This is a genomic window from uncultured Plantibacter sp., assembly GCF_963518075.1.
GTDB lineage: Bacteria > Actinomycetota > Actinomycetes > Actinomycetales > Microbacteriaceae > Plantibacter > Plantibacter flavus_A.
Genome location: NZ_CAUQHZ010000003.1, coordinates 290,137 through 305,298 on the forward strand (window position 1 = coordinate 290,137; position 15,162 = coordinate 305,298).

Below are 15,162 nucleotides of genomic sequence, written 5' to 3' on the forward strand. Positions count from 1 at the left end.
CCGGAGGACCCCGTGGACACGCCTGCGCGGCCCGGGTCAGCCGACCGAGGACCGCCAGGCGGCGTGCATCGCGGCGAACCGACCCGTGCCGCCGATGAGCTCCGCTGGCGCGCCGTCCTCGATCACCCGGCCGTGCTCCATCACGAGCACCCGGTCGGCGATCGCGACGGTCGACAACCGGTGCGCGATGATGATCGCGGTGCGGTCCGCGAGCAGGGTCTGCAACGCCTCCTGGACGAGTCGCTCGCTCGGGATGTCGAGCGAGGCGGTCGCCTCGTCGAGGATCAGCACGGCCGGATCCGCGAGGAACGCCCGCGCGAACGACAGGAGTTGCCGCTGGCCGGCCGAGACCCGACCACCGCGCTTGTTCACGTCGGTGTCGTAGCCGTTCGGCAACGCCTCGATGAAGGTGTGCGCGCCGACGGCCTTCGCGGCGGCGGTGATCTCCTCGATCGTCGCGTCGGGCTTACCCAACGCGATGTTGTCGGCGACCGAGCCGGAGAACAGGTAGGCCTCCTGCGTCACCATGACGATCGCCCGACGGAGGTCCTTCGGGTGGAGGTCGCGCAGGTCGATGCCGTCGAGGCGCACCGCACCGTCGGTCGGGTCGTAGAACCGACTGACGAGCTTCGCGAGCGTCGACTTGCCCGCACCGGTCGTGCCGACGAGTGCGATGGTCTGCCCTGCCGGGATCTCGAGGTCGAATTCCGGGAGCACCACCCGGTCGGCGGCGTACGCGAACGTCACGTCGTCGAAGGTGATGCGTCCCTGCGACGTCCACAGGTCGACCGGCGCGACCGGGTCGGGCACCCCGGGACGCTCCTCGAGCACGCCGGAGATCTTCTCGAGCGCCGCAGCGGCCGACTGGTAGGAGTTGTAGAACATCGCCATCTCCTCCATCGGGTCGAAGAACCGCCGCGTGTAGAGGAGCGCCGCGAGCAGCGCTCCGATCGCGAGCTGTCCGTCCGCGACCCGGAACCCGCCGACGAGGAGCACCACGGCGACGGAGACGTTGCCGATGAACACCAGTCCGGGATCGAACACCCCGAACAGCTGGATGACCCGGGCGTTGGTGTCGCGGTACTGCTCCACGAGCTCGCCGAACGCGCGCTCGTTCCGCCGCTCCTTCCGGAACGCCTTCACCGCACGGATACCGGTCATCGCCTCCACGAAGAACACGATGAGCTTCGCCGACCGGACCCGCGACTCGCGGAACATCCGCTGCGAGCGGAGCTGGAACCAGCGCGTGAGGACGAACAGCGGGATGAGTGATCCGAGGAGCACCAGACCGCTGACCCAGTCGACGAGGACGAGGGCCGCCGCGGTGAACCCCATGTACAGCACGCCGGACACGAGCTGGTTGATCCCGGAGTCGAGCAGCTCGCGAATGGAGTCGAGGTCGCTCGTCTGCCGGGAGATGATGCGACCCGAGGTGTAGCTCTCATGGAAGTCGAGGCTGAGCCGCTGCGTCTGCAGGAACACGCGCTTCCGCAGGTCGATCAGGATCGCCTGGCTGATCCGAGCGGCGAGCACGGTGTACCAGGAGATCAGCGTCGCACCGGCGGCGCCGGTCAGCAGGTACGCGCCGACCACGAGGAAGGCCGGCATCCAGTCGGCGCGTTCCAGGACGGCCGGGAGGGCGCGGTCGATGCCGAGGGCGATCAACGCGGGCCCGGCGACCTGGGCGGCGGTCGACACCACGACGATGGTCATGGCGGCGATCACGCGCAGGCGCAGGGGCGCGAGCAGCGATCCGAGCAGGCGCAGCGAACGGCGCCGGATGTGCGCGGACTCGTCACGGGTGAGGTCGTCGCGCTCCTCACCCTCCACTCCGTGGACGGTCGTCGGCGGGGTCACAGGTTCACCTCCTGGCGGTTGGACTCTCGTTCGTCGTCTTCCAGACTCGAGATCACGTAGCGGTAATGGGCGTTGTGCTGCAACAACTCACTGTGGCGACCCACGGCGGTGATGCGACCGTCCTCCAGGAGGGCGACGCGGTCCGCCAGGGTGACGGTGCTCGGCCGGTGGGCGACGATCAGGGCCGTGGTGGAGGCGAGCACTCGGCGGAGTGCCGCTTCGACGAGCGCCTCGGTGTCGACGTCGAGCGCCGACAACGGATCGTCCAGCACGAGCACCTCCGGCCGCGCGGCCACCGCACGCGCGAGTGCGAGCCGCTGACGCTGCCCACCGGACAGGCTGAGCCCCTCTTCACCGACCAGCGTCTCGACGCCGTTCGGCAATTCGTCGACGAACCCGGCCTGGGCGATGTCGAGCGCCTCGCGCAGGATCCGATCGGCCTCCGCGGAGTCGAGGTCGATGTCGTCCCGCCCGAGGAGGACGTTCTCCTTGACGCTCGCCGAGAAGAGGGTCGCATCCTCGAACGCCATCGCGATGTGCCGGCGCAGGTCTTCTCGGGTGAGCGCCCGGATGTCGACCCCGTCGAGCAGGATCCGCCCACCCGTGACGTCGTACAGGCGGGTGGTCAGTGCCGTGATGGTCGACTTCCCGGAACCCGTCAGACCGACGAGTGCCATGGTCTCCCCCGGCTCGAGCCGGAGGTCCACGCCGTCCACCACGTCCGCGTAGCGGTCGGGTGCGTCCTGGTAGCGGAAGTGCACGTCCTCGAACACGAGCTCGCCGCGCGGTTCACGGATGCGTTCGGGGTGCTCGGGGTCGGTGATCGTGTTGACCGAGTCGATGACCTCGAAGTACCGGTCGGTCGCCGTCCGGGTGTCGAAGGTCATCGCGAGCAGGAAGCCGATCGACTCGATCGGGAACCGCAGGATCGTGGCCGTCGCGAAGAAGGCGAACAGCTGACCGACGGTGAGTTCTCCGATCGACGCGAGCCAGACCCCCGCCAACAGGCAGAGCGCGAAGGCGACGTCCGGCAACAGGACGAGCCAGAACCAGATCCCCGCGATGGCCTTGGCCTTCTCGATCTCGGTCCCCCGCAGGTCCTCGGCGCGCGACGCGAAGCTCCGCAGGGCGTGCTTGCCGCGACCGAAAGCCTTGAGCACCCGGATGCCGTGGACGGACTCCTCGACGGCGGTCGCCAGGTCACCCGCCTGGTCCTGGCTGCGCCGGGCGATCACCGAGTACCGCCCCTCGAAGGTGAACCCGAACACCCACACGGGGATGGCGAGCGCGATGAAGATGAGTCCGAGCAGCCAGTTCCAGGTGAACAGGATGACGGCACCGATGACGATCGTGACGCCGTTGACGATCAGGAGCACGAAGCCGAACGAGATCCACCGGCGGATGAGTCCGAGGTCGCTGACGGCGCGGGAGAGCAGCTGTCCGCTCTGCCAGCGGTCGTGGAAGGTCACGGGGAGGTCCTGCAACTTGGCGAACAGCGCATTGCGCATCCGTGCCTCGACGTGGGTCCCGGGGGTCAGTACGAACCAGCGGCGCAGCGCGATCATGACCGCCTCGAGCACACCGAGGGCGAGGACCACGAGCACAGCCGGCCAGATCTGCGCGGAGTCGCCGGTCGAGAGCGGACCATCGACGAGCGCCTGCAGCACGAGCGGGATCGCGAGGGCCACCAGGCCGGCGACGAGCGCGGCGACCATGCCGAGCACGATCCGCGGCATGGCGGTCTTCGCGAAGGGGTAGATCCGCATCAGGGCACGGAACGTGCTCTGGCGCGGTTGGACAGGACGGCGTTCATCGCCGAGCGGAGTCATGACGGGGATTCCTTGCGAGAGCGTCGGTGACGTCGATCACCGACGGGATGATGGTCGTGGAACGGCCGGACGGCGAGGTCGCAGTGCGAGGTCGCAGCATCCGGTGACGGGCCCGGACGAGGCCGGACGGATGGTGAGGTGGACTGCCTGGCGCTCGTGCTAAGCGTCGGCGTCCGCTGCGGCGGCGCGTCCGGCTGGCGCCAGGACGGCCACGGGGCGGCGGCTCGAGGCGGAGCGGGCACGATCGACCGTCGGCGCGAGCGCGGTGTGGTTCGAGAGCGTCATGGCATCCTCCTCATCCTGTTTGGCGAGAGCCGCGGGCCGGGTGTACAGGTCGCACTCGAACGCGGGCGGCGACCGATCACGGTGAACGAGGTTCGGCGCAGCAGACCAGACTATGGGAATCGGCCATCAGCCTGCAAGGGATCCATGCGGTTGCACGCACCGGTCCGAATTGTCCCGTCGTCAGGAGATCGGTTCGTCGACGATGCCGACGAAGGCTCCGATGCCGTCGACCTCCCGCCGACGCGCTCCCTCGGGCACCGGCGGCAGCTCGTCGGCGCCGTGCCAGGAACAGGTCACCATCGAGAACTCCGGCCACCACTTCTTCGGGCGGAGCGTCTCGCTGGTGCCGCAGATCGAGCACCGCAACTCCACCCAGACCGGCCGTTTCCCGGTCCGGTTCGCGCGGGACTGCACGTACCAGGCGGGCGGGTCGGCGAGGAACGCCGCCAACTGGTCCGCCGACCAGAACGGCGGGATCCCGTGGTGTCTGGCCATCTCGAGCGGGATGTCCAATCGCTGCGCGACGGTCCTCCGGCTCAGATCCCGACCGCCGCGCGCTCCAGCCTGCTGCTCCACGATCGGCTCAGCTGACCCGCACGGACAGGCAGGTCACGCAGCCCTCGAGCTTCTCGAACTCGCTGATGTCCACCTGGACCACGGTGTAGCCGCGGTCCTCGAGCAGCGCAGCCGTCTTGGGAGCGGCTGCGGAGATGAGCACGGTGTCCTCCGCGAGTTCGACGACAGCGACGCCCTCGCGCTCGGGCACGACGAGGTGGCGACCGAAGAAGGACGGGTCCTCGACGAGGTCGGGGTGGACGAGCACGGTCCCGTCGGGAAGCGCGGTGACCGTCGACTTCAGGTGGAGGGCGGTCGTGACGGGGACCGCCACGACATCGAACCCGAGCGGCGCGAGGATGGCTCGGAGCTGCCGGACGCCTTCGGCGTTGGTGCGGCCGCTGCGACCGACGTAGACGGTCGTGCCGACCCGGAGGACGTCGCCGCCCTCCAGGGTGCCTTCGCCCTCGATCCGGTACACCCGGAGGCCGAGCTCACGGGCGGTGGTCTCGGCTGCGACGACCTCGGGGCGACGGCTCTCGGCGCCCGGTCGGGTCACGACGGCGACGTCGCCGATCACGATGACGGCGTCCTCGATGAAGACGGAGTCCGCGAGCTGCTCGGCCCAGGAGACCTCGGTGGTGTCCCAGCCGGCGGCGTCGAACGCGGCGACGTAGGCGTCCCACTGCTTGTCGGCGAGCTCGGCATCGATCGGCGTGCGCTCCAGGTGCGTCACGAGGCCTTCGGCGAGGTTGGAGGCGGGCATGCGCACGAGCGCGATCCGGCGTCCGTCGTCGAGCACGGCGTCCTGCGTGCGGACGACCATCCAGTACACGGGGTATCCGATGAATGCCGCGGAGAGCGCGACGACGACCACGAAGACGAGGTTGAGGCTGACGAGCGTCGCGACGATGCTGCCGAGCACGGTGCTGTCGATGGGCTGCCCCGTCGTCGCCACCTGGACGATGAGGCCGAGGAGCGCTCCGATGACGGCGAGGGCGGCGCCGCCCAGCAGGGCGAGGAGTCGGTACCGGTAGAGGCCGACGACGCCCACGATCAGCAGCAGCACGAAGGTGATGATCGTGCTCTCGAAGAAGTACGGGCTCGCCTGGGCGAAGATCGTCCCGGCGAACTGGTAGCCGACGAACGTGACGAACATGACCCCCAGGAAGCCCACGACGATGGTCGCGACGGCGGCGGCGGCGGATGCGATGAGCTTGCGGCTCCAGGTGGCAGTCATCCGACAACCGTAGCCCAACGACACAGCGGCGTCTGGCCACGTGGGCCCGACGCCGCTGGGAGATCACCAAGAGCCAGCCCAGAACCCCCACAGGGGCGGGCGGCACGGCCTAGTGGAAGAAGTGACGCTCCCCCGTGAAGTACATGGTCACGCCGGCGGCTTCGGCCGCAGCGATGACCTCTTCGTCGCGGACGGAACCACCGGGCTGCACGACCGCGCGCACGCCGGCGTCGAGCAGGACCTGCAGGCCGTCCGCGAACGGGAAGAAGGCGTCCGAGGCCGCGACGGAGCCCGCCGCGCGGTCACCGGCTCGGCTCACGGCGAGGTGGCAGGAGTCGACGCGGTTGACCTGGCCCATCCCGACGCCCACGCTCGCGCTGCCCTTGGCGAGCAGGATGCCGTTGGACTTGACCGAGCGGCACGCCTTCCACGCGAAGATGAGGTCGAGCAGGGTGTCGTCGTCGGCCGGTTCGCCAGTGACGAGTGTCCAGCCCCTGGCGGTGTCCTGCGGGTCGTCGGCGAAGCGATCCGCGTCCTGGTAGAGCAGGCCACCGGAGATCTGCCGGACCTCGCGGTCCTCACGCACGAAGTCCTCCGGCAGCTGCAGGAGACGCAGGTTCTTCTTCGTCTTGAGCACCTCGAGCGCGGCGTCCTCGAAGCCCGGGGCGACGAGCACCTCGGTGAAGATCTCCTTGACCGTCTCGGCCATGCCGAGGGTCACGACGCGGTTGGCTGCGATGACGCCGCCGAAGGCGGAGACCGGGTCGCACTCGTGCGCCCGACGGTGGGCCGAGGCGATCGGGTCGGGTGCCTTCGGGTTCGCGAAGGCGATACCGCACGGGTTCGCGTGCTTGATGATCGCGACGGCGGGGTTGGCGAAGTCGTAGGCCGCGCGGACCGCCGCGTCGGCGTCGACGTAGTTGTTGTACGACATCTCCTTGCCGTGCAACTGCGTCGCCTGGGCGATCCCGGCACCACCCGGACGGACGTACAGCGCCGCGGCCTGGTGCGAGTTCTCGCCGTAGCGCAGCACCGCCTCGCGACGACCGGTGACGGTCAGCGTGCTGGGGAAGGCGTCCATCTCGGTCGTCTCCGTGCTCGCGAACCACGCGGACACCGCCGCGTCGTACGAGGCGGTGTGGTCGAAGGCCTGCGCGGCGAGCGAGCGACGCTGAGCGAGCGTGGTGCCGCCGGCAGCGACGGCCTCGGTGATCAGCCCGTAGCGTTCGGGAGAGACGACGATCGCGACGTTGGCGTGGTTCTTCGCCGAGGCGCGCACCATCGCCGGCCCACCGATGTCGATCTGTTCGACGACGTCGTCACCGGCGGCGCCGCTCGCGACCGTCTCGACGAAGGGGTACAGGTTCACGACGACGAGCTGGAACGGCTCGATACCGAGCTCGGCGAGCTGGGCCTCGTGGGATTCGAGGCGCAGATCGGCGAGGAGTCCGGCGTGCACCGAGGGGTGCAGGGTCTTGACGCGACCGTCGAGCGACTCGGGGAACCCGGTGACCTCGGACACGTCGGTCACCGTGTGGCCCGCACCGCGGATGGTCGCCGCAGTGGAGCCGGTGGAGACGATCTCGACGCCCGCCGCGGCGAGTGCGCCGGCGAGCTCGAGCAGCCCGGTCTTGTCGCTGACCGAGATCAGCGCCCGGCGGACGGGGACGAGGTCGCGTTCGCGGTAGAGGCTGTGGTCGTGGCTGGGACCGCTCATGACTGGGGTGCTCCTTCTGCTGGCGGGCGGGACGCCGTGGAGAGCGCCTCGAGGTCGATGGTTCCGGTGGCGAGGTCGCGGACGGCCTGGACGAGCAGTCGACGCTCCACCGGCTTGATCCGCTCGTGGAGGCTGTGCTCCGTGTCGTCGGGCAGGACCGGGACACGCTCCTGCGAGATGATCGGACCCGCGTCGACACCGTTGTCGACGACGATGATCGATGCCCCGGTCTGCGAGGCGCCTGCCGCCAGTGCGTCCCGGACGCCGTGCGCTCCCGGGAACTCGGGGAGGTACGCGGGGTGCGTGTTGATGATGCGCGGCGAGAGGGCGTCGACGACCACGGGTGGCAGGAGGCGCATGAGGCCGCTGAGGACGAGGACGTCCGGGTTCCAGACCCGGATCTGCTCGAGGAGGGCTGCGCCCCACTCCGCCCGCGAGCCGAAGGACGAGTACGGGACGGTGAACGACGGGATGCCGAACTCCTCGGCGTGAGCAAGGCCGTCAGCCTCCCGATCGGCACCGACGGCGATGACGCGAGCGGGGAAATCCGCGTCGCGTGAGGCTTCGAGGAGGGCGCGGAGATTGGATCCGCCACCGGAGATCAGCACGACGAGTGACAGCACCAGAGCATCCTATCGGTCGCGGGCACCCCGGCCGCTCGGCTGGGCGTACAGCTCCGGGAGGCGGTCCTCATCGGCCAGATGCGTCGGACCGGCCGCCATGCCGACCACGGCCGCGATCCCGACCGTCAGCGTGGTCCACAGGCCCGTCGCCCAACCGTTCGGGCCGACCTCGATGAGTCGACCTGGGCCTGCCGCGCCCGCCGAGAGGGCGGCGAGGACTCCGACGATGATGCCGGCGGTGACCCCGACGCCGAGACCGACGACCGCCAATCGTGTGAGCCCGCCACGCCCGTCGAGGTCGACGAGCAGACGACGGCGCAGCACCACGGCGGCGGCGAATCCGATGACGACCGGGACCACGAGGACCGCGAAACCGAGTGGGCTCTCCCCCGTCGGGATGGCGCCGAGGACCGGCACGGCCGGCATGGGCCCGGCGAGCGTGCCGATCGGTGAGATCGCCGTGCCGCTCCCGATGGCGAAGCCCGCGCCGGTGATCCAGCTCATGGCCCAGATCACGAGGTTCGGGAGGTACAGGAGTTCGGCGCCGGTGACGATCGCACCACCCAGGACGCCGAACTGCGCGCTCTCGTGCAGGGAGATGATGGCACCGTAGCCGACGGCGATGAGGATGGCCGCCAGGACCGCGGAGACCGCCACCAGTCCCGTGGCTGCGAGCGCTCCACCACGCAGCGCCGCGACGATCATCGACCAGGTCCCGTCCGGCATCCGGTCCCGCATCGCGCGGAGTCCGTCGAGGATCGGATCGGCCGCGTCCTGCTCACGGAATCGGACCCACAGAGCGGCGACCACGACCCCGCCTGCGAAGCGCACGGTCGGCGCGAGGGTCCCCTGGACGATCGAGGGACGCACCGCCGGGTGGAGGGCGGTGAGGGCCACGAGGAACGAGAGCAGGGCGAACACGAACACCGACAGCACGACGGCACCCTGCCACCAGGTGCTGCGCGCCGCGCGGGCCCCGGTGCGCAGACCGAACAGGACCGTGCCGATCGTGAAGGCGAGGGGCGCCAGGGAGACGAGGAACGGCTCCATCCCGGCGGGCAGTCCGAGTTGGGTGATGAGGGCCGTGTCGAGGGTGATGCGCATGCTCGAGCCGTTGCCGAGCGCCCAGATGTCGACGGCCCCCCGCCAGAGCGCGGCCGGGTCGACGTCCAACTGGAAGTGCAGGGCCCACAGGGCGAGGAGTGGGACGAGTGCGACACCGATGCCGATGGCCACGGCGAGGGTGGCATCGAGGGCGGCGAGGAGGGCGACGGTCAGACGGTTCATGCGCCTTCGACCCTACCTGGAGCCGCGCGTGCGGACGGTCAGGCACACGGCGTGCGTGGGCCGAAACGCCACGACGCGACGCCCGAACCGGGCGCCGCGTCGTGGTCGCAGTCGAGCTGCGGGTGTTACAGCGAGGCGATGATCTCACGCATGAGGTCGGCGGTCTCGCTCGGCGTCTTGCCGACCTTGACGCCGGCGGCCTCGAGGGCCTCCTTCTTCGCCTGCGCGGTGCCTGCGGAACCGGAGACGATCGCGCCGGCGTGGCCCATCGTCTTGCCCTCGGGCGCGGTGAAGCCCGCGACGTAGCCGACGACCGGCTTGGTGACGTTCGCCTTGATGAAATCGGCCGCGCGCTCCTCGGCGTCGCCACCGATCTCACCGATCATGACGATGGCCTTGGTCTCGGGGTCGGCCTCGAACGCGGCGAGCGCGTCGATGTGCGTCGTGCCGATGATCGGGTCGCCGCCGATGCCGATCGCCGTCGAGAAACCGATCTCGCGCAGCTCGTACATCATCTGGTACGTGAGGGTGCCCGACTTCGACACGAGGCCGATCGGACCCTTGCCTGCGATGTTCGCGGGCGTGATGCCGACGAGGGACTCACCAGGCGTGATGATGCCGGGGCAGTTGGGGCCGATGATGCGGGTCTTGGAGCCCTTCGACTGGGCGTAGGCCCAGAACTCGGCGGAGTCGCCCACCGGCACACCCTCGGTGATGATGACGAGCAGCGGGATCTCGGCGTCGATGGCCTCGATGACCGCGTCCTTGGTGAAGGCCGGGGGCACGAAGGCGATCGACACGTCTGCGCCGGTCTCCTTGATGGCCTCGGCGACCGTGCCGAACACGGGCAGCTCGACGCCACCGTCGTGGGTGACGGTCGTGCCGGCCTTGCGGGCGTTGACGCCGCCGACGACCTGGGTGCCGGCCTTCAGCATGAGCGCCGTGTGCTTGGTGCCCTCGCCTCCGGTGATGCCCTGGACGATGACCTTGGAGTCCTTGTTGAGGAAGATTGACATGCTTGTGCGATCCCTTACTTCGAAGCCAGCTCGGCGGCCTTGTCGGCGCCTTCGTCCATGGTTGCGGCGAGCGTGATGAGCGGGTGCGCGGCGGCGGCGAGGATCTCGCGGCCTTCCGCGACCTTGTTGCCGTCGAGACGGACCACGAGCGGCTTGGTCGCTGCGTCACCGAGGATCTCGAGCGCCTTCACGATGCCGTTCGCGACCGCGTCGCAGGCGGTGATGCCACCGAAGACGTTGACGAACACGCTCTTCACCTGGGCGTCGCCGAGGATGACGTCGAGGCCGGCTGCCATGACCTCGGCCGAGGCGCCGCCGCCGATGTCGAGGAAGTTGGCCGGCTTCACGCCGCCGTGCTGCTCGCCCGCGTAGGCGACGACGTCGAGCGTGGACATGACGAGCCCAGCGCCGTTGCCGATGATGCCGACCTCGCCGTCGAGCTTGACGTAGTTGAGGTCGTTCTCCTTGGCCTTGAGCTCCAGGGGGTCCTCGGCTGCGGTGTCTTCGAGTTCGGCGTGGTTCGGGTGACGGAAGGCGGCGTTCTCGTCGAGCGAGACCTTGCCGTCGAGGGCGACGATGCGCCCCTCCTCCGTGAGGACGAGCGGGTTGACCTCGACGAGCGTCGCGTCCTCACCCTTGTAGACGTCGTAGAGCTTCACGAAGACGTCGGAGACCTGGTCGACGAGCTCCTCGGGGAAGTTCGCAGCCTTCGCGATCTCGACCGCGGCCGCCTTGTCGACACCGGTGAGCGGGTTCACCTCGATGCGCGCGAGCGCCTCGGGCTTCTCGACCGCGAGCTGCTCGATCTCCATGCCGCCCTCGACGCTCGTGAGCGACAGGTAGGACCGGTTGGCGCGGTCGAGCAGCACCGAGAAGTAGAACTCCTGGGCGATGCGTGCGCCGGCCGCGACCATCACGCGCTTGACGACGTGACCCTTGATGTCGAGTCCGAGGATGGACTTCGCCGCCTCGTAGGCCTCGTCGGGGGTCTTGGCGACCTTGACGCCGCCGGCCTTGCCGCGGCCTCCGACCTTCACCTGGGCCTTGACGACGACCACGCCGCCGAGACGCTCGGCCGCGGCCCGCACCTCGTCCGGGGTGTCGGCGATGATGCCGGCGAGGACCGGCACCTCGTACTGCTCGAACAGGTCTCGTGCCTGATACTCGTAAAGATCCACGTGTCATTCCCATCCGCGCTGCGCGCGTTCCGCTGTGATTGTCGTGGCGATTTTCGGCCGCGCGTTATCTCGGCGGCGAGAGAAAAAGGGCCAGTGACGACTCTACCCCCAGCGCTGCGCCGCAACCGGACGTTCGCAGTGAACGACTAAGGTCGGGTCCATGACCGGCATGGCGGACCTCGCTCGCGAGGGCATCCTCGTCGCCGGCGCCGGACGGGCCATCCTGCTCCAGATCGCGGACCCCTCGGTCGCAGCCGGGGTGGCGCGGCACAGCGACTTCGGCTCCCGTCCGCTCGACCGGCTGCACGCCACCCTCACCTTCGTCTACGCGCTCGCCCTCGGTACGCCGGACGAGCAGCGGAGCGCGGCCCGGCGGGTGAACCACGCCCACGCGCCCGTCCGCGCTCAGCCGGGCGAGGCCGCCCCGGGGTACTCGGCCTTCGACCACGACGCGCAACTCTGGGTCGCGGCCACGCTGTACGACACCGCCGTCCAGGTCTACGAGCTCGTGTTCGGCCCGCTCGACGAGGAGTCGCGGGAGCGCCTGCACCGTGAGTACGCGATCGTGGGGACGAGCCTGCAGCTCCCGCCCGACCGCTGGCCTCCGACCCGGGCCGCGTTCGACGAGTACTTCGCAGCCCGGGTCGCGGGACTTCACGTCACCGCGGAGGCACGCCGCGTCTCGGTCGAGCTCATGACCGCGCGTGCGGCGCCCCTCCCCGTCCGGTGTCTGCTCCCCCTCGTCCGACTCGTGACGGCGGGACTGCTGCCCGACGGATTGCGGAGCGCCTACGGGTTCCGTTTCACACGCCGGCAGCAGCGTCGCTTCGCGCGGCGGGTCGCCGCAGCGCGGGCCGTCTGGCCGCGTCTTCCGCAGCGATTGCGCGCGGCACCCTCCGCCTGGTACCTCCGGGCGATGCGAGAGCGGGATCGCACGGACGCGGCCCGCCGCCTCGGCTGACGACGTTCCAGGACCGCCCTCCACAGCACACTGGTGGAGCAGTCCCGTCCACATTCGGGTCCTCGCCCGGCTGACCGAGGTACCGCGGTTCGCACGATGGGGGCATGACAACACACCACCTCCCCCAGACCGGCCGCCTGCTCGGCGGCAGACCGCGGATCGTCCGGCTCCTGACGGCCGTCCCGATCCTGCTGACGCTCGTCCTCGGCATCGTCCTCGGCGGCGCCACCGCGTCCTCCGCCCTGACCGCGACCGGCGCCGCCTACGGCCACCGCGACGCCTCGAACGGCCGCTGGCTCGGCTCGTGGGCCTTCGACGACGGGACGGTCGGGTTCTGCATCAACCTCGACCTCCCGATCCCGCCGGGTCACGCCTACGAGCACGTCGACGGATCATCGCTCGGCTGGTTCACCCCTGAGGACGCCGCCCGTTTGGCCTACCTCTCGCGACACTGGGGTGCCAGCCAGGACGCCGACGAGGCGGCTGCTGGACAGCTCGCCACCTGGATCATCACCGGCCTGAACGGGTGGACACCGGCGCAGATCGCCGCTCGGGCGGGAGCGAGCGCCGACCGCGTGCTCTCACTGGCCCATCAGATGCTCGCCGAGGCCGACGGACCCGGCGGCGCGAGTCGGGGAGCGAGCGCCACCATGTCCATCGAACGCGGCGAGGACGGATTCGACCTCGTCCGAACGGAACTCGCCGTCGACTTCGTCTCCTCCGGCGTCACCACCCTGCCACCGGGTACCCACACCGGGACGGTGACCCTCGACGGTGCGACCTTCGAGGACGGCACCTCCGAGCGGATCGTCGGGAACGGTGAGAGCCTGCGGATCCTGCCGAGCACCGATGCCGCCGTCGTGGCGTTCTCAGCGAACGCCACCTTCGGTGAGCTGCCGTACGGGTCGGGCCTCACGATCGCTCGAAGCGCCGCCAACGTGCAGAGCGTCCTCATCGCCCGCCCGATCACGGTCGCCGCCGGGGCGAGCGCCGACCGAGAGCGCCCCACACCACTCCCCTTCCAGCCGGTCGTCGTCACCACCACCTCGCACGCGACGGCGACACCGGGAACCGAGATCGCCGACCGGCTGTCGGTCGGGATCGCGACCGACTCGGGCCTCGCCGCGGAGTGGGGCCTCATCGGACCGGAGGGTGGACCGTACACACCGATCCCGGTGACCGTCCGCAGCCAGCTGCTCGGTCCGTTCGCGGAGCGCCCGGTCGAGGCACCGGAGGTCCCGCTCGGAGCACCGGTGGTCTGCGAGGTCGAGACGCTCGTGGATGCAGGCCCCGGCGAGTACACGACACCGTCCTGCGTCCTTCCCGAGGACGGCTACTACGTCTGGGTCGAACGCATCGAGCCGAGCGACACCCTGCCGGAGAACGGCGGCGCGATGATCCGCCCCTGGCGATCCGCCTTCGGGGTCGCGTCGGAGATCACACTCGCCTCGACCCCGACCGTGCCCGAAGCGCGCCTCGCCGAGACCGGCGCCGACGACCACTCCCTGCTCACGGCCGGCTCTGCGGCGATCGGGGCGCTCGCGCTCGGCGGCATCCTGCTCGCTCTCCGTCGACGGATCACTCCGAGTGGAGCGGGTGCGACGCTCAGCGCACGTCGAGGAGGGGTGCGAGCTGGGCGCGGTCGACGTCCAGCCACGGCGCCGCAGGGTTCACGATGATCCCGGTGATGCCCTCGTCGCTCCGGAGCGCAGCCGCCAGTTCCGCGGCGGTCACGGGATACGCGTCGTCGCCGCGGCCGAGCGCCGCGATCTCGATGGGCGAGGTGAAGACCTCGAGCAGGCGGCGGTCCCCGAGCCGGGTCTCCGCGATGCCGACGGTCTTGCGGTTACCCTCCTCGTCCATCTCTGCTCGTCCCGCCACGAATCCGCCGTGTGCGGCGAGTGCCGCCACCAGCTGCTGGAGGGCATCGGCGTCGCGAGGCTGGGCGAGCGCCTGCTTGGCGAGGTCGTTGTTCCGGCCGTCACCGAAGAGGCGGACGATGAGTGTCTTCGGGACGACGGCACTCGCCTTTCCGTCGGCGGGGTTCAGCACGATGCCGGCGTAGCCTTCGCCGGCCGCCTGACGCAGCGCCCACACCGCGTCCACCGCGACCCCGGAGACGGGGCCCTCGGCCGTCCGCGTCTTCTCGAGCTCGCGAGGCGAGGTGAAGGCGAGGAGGTAGACGGCCCCCTCCGGGTCGCGGTGGACGCCGAGCGGGACGCGTCCCGCGGCCTTGTCCTCCTCCGAGACACCGTCGAGGCTCGTGGACAGCAGGAGCTTGCCCTGGATGCTCTGGCGCAGGACATGCATCATCGCACGCTCGTCACCGCCTTCGGCCAGGGCCGTGAGCGCCTGGGCGAGGTCGACGTTCGTGTCAGGCTCCGCGGCCGCGGGCGCCGGAGCGGCCGCCGGGGCAGCCGGCACCGATACGGGGGCCTCAGGTGTCCGTGCGGCGGAACTGACCGTCGTGACCGAGATGGGAACGTGCGGAACCGGTTCGGCGACCGCGGGGGTCGTGTCCTCCTCGGTTTCCCGGGCGGAGGTCGCTGCCTCCGCCGCTGCGGATCGGGCATCGGACGCGTTGCGCTTGGAGAACAGAGCCATGATGCCTCAG

The 15,162-nt window shown here is 70.1% G+C and carries 13 protein-coding genes; 2 read left to right on the forward strand and 11 right to left on the reverse strand.

Features of this window, described 5'->3' with window-relative positions:
- Positions 1-36: 36 nt before the first annotated feature.
- From RWN05_RS06615 to sucC, 10 genes are all read right to left on the reverse strand, one after another.
- On the reverse strand, positions 37-1,857 hold the full coding sequence (locus RWN05_RS06615; RefSeq protein ID WP_121289689.1) for an ABC transporter ATP-binding protein: 1,821 nt from the start codon (positions 1,855-1,857) through the stop codon (positions 37-39).
- Positions 1,854-3,623 carry an ABC transporter ATP-binding protein gene (locus RWN05_RS06620; RefSeq protein WP_231884417.1) on the reverse strand — a complete coding sequence of 590 codons (1,770 nt, stop codon included), beginning with the start codon at positions 3,621-3,623 and terminating at the stop codon, positions 1,854-1,856. Before RWN05_RS06620 ends, RWN05_RS06615 begins: the two co-directional genes overlap by 4 nt.
- A gap of 222 nt (positions 3,624-3,845) precedes the next feature.
- Positions 3,846-3,971, reverse strand: coding sequence for a hypothetical protein (locus RWN05_RS06625; protein ID WP_314139006.1), 126 nt, complete (start codon positions 3,969-3,971; stop codon positions 3,846-3,848).
- 180 nt (positions 3,972-4,151) lie between these two features.
- A complete protein-coding gene (locus tag RWN05_RS06630; RefSeq protein ID WP_121290329.1) occupies positions 4,152-4,466 on the reverse strand; it encodes a hypothetical protein in 315 nt (104 codons plus the stop codon).
- Between the two features lie 88 nt (positions 4,467-4,554).
- Positions 4,555-5,766 (reverse strand): dimethylargininase, encoded by a 1,212-nt coding sequence (gene ddaH / locus RWN05_RS06635; RefSeq protein ID WP_175116250.1) that lies wholly within the window; start codon positions 5,764-5,766, stop codon positions 4,555-4,557.
- A 109-nt stretch (positions 5,767-5,875) separates the two neighbouring features.
- Positions 5,876-7,483, reverse strand: a complete 1,608-nt coding sequence (gene purH / locus RWN05_RS06640) for a bifunctional phosphoribosylaminoimidazolecarboxamide formyltransferase/IMP cyclohydrolase (RefSeq protein WP_314139007.1) — start codon at positions 7,481-7,483, stop codon at positions 5,876-5,878.
- Positions 7,480-8,106, reverse strand: a complete 627-nt coding sequence (gene purN / locus RWN05_RS06645) for a phosphoribosylglycinamide formyltransferase (protein ID WP_314139008.1) — start codon at positions 8,104-8,106, stop codon at positions 7,480-7,482. The genes purH and purN overlap by 4 nt, the downstream gene beginning before the upstream one ends.
- A 9-nt stretch (positions 8,107-8,115) precedes the next feature.
- Positions 8,116-9,393, reverse strand: a complete 1,278-nt coding sequence (locus RWN05_RS06650) for a DUF6350 family protein (RefSeq protein WP_314139009.1) — start codon at positions 9,391-9,393, stop codon at positions 8,116-8,118.
- A gap of 125 nt (positions 9,394-9,518) precedes the next feature.
- Positions 9,519-10,409, reverse strand: a complete 891-nt coding sequence (sucD, locus tag RWN05_RS06655; RefSeq protein WP_064296653.1) for a succinate--CoA ligase subunit alpha — start codon at positions 10,407-10,409, stop codon at positions 9,519-9,521.
- Between the two features lie 14 nt (positions 10,410-10,423).
- On the reverse strand, positions 10,424-11,587 hold the full coding sequence (gene sucC / locus RWN05_RS06660) for an ADP-forming succinate--CoA ligase subunit beta (protein WP_064296654.1): 1,164 nt from the start codon (positions 11,585-11,587) through the stop codon (positions 10,424-10,426).
- Positions 11,588-11,747: 160 nt separating this feature from the next.
- On the opposite strand from sucC, the gene RWN05_RS06665 reads away from it, so the two are divergent.
- Positions 11,748-12,548, forward strand: a complete 801-nt coding sequence (locus RWN05_RS06665; protein ID WP_314139010.1) for an oxygenase MpaB family protein — start codon at positions 11,748-11,750, stop codon at positions 12,546-12,548.
- A gap of 104 nt (positions 12,549-12,652) precedes the next feature.
- Positions 12,653-14,227, forward strand: coding sequence for a thioester domain-containing protein (locus tag RWN05_RS06670; RefSeq protein ID WP_314139011.1), 1,575 nt, complete (start codon positions 12,653-12,655; stop codon positions 14,225-14,227).
- Here the strand turns inward: RWN05_RS06670 and RWN05_RS06675 are convergent.
- On the reverse strand, positions 14,154-15,152 hold the full coding sequence (locus RWN05_RS06675; protein ID WP_079001736.1) for an SseB family protein: 999 nt from the start codon (positions 15,150-15,152) through the stop codon (positions 14,154-14,156). The genes RWN05_RS06670 and RWN05_RS06675 overlap by 74 nt on opposite strands.
- Positions 15,153-15,162: the final 10 nt, after the last annotated feature.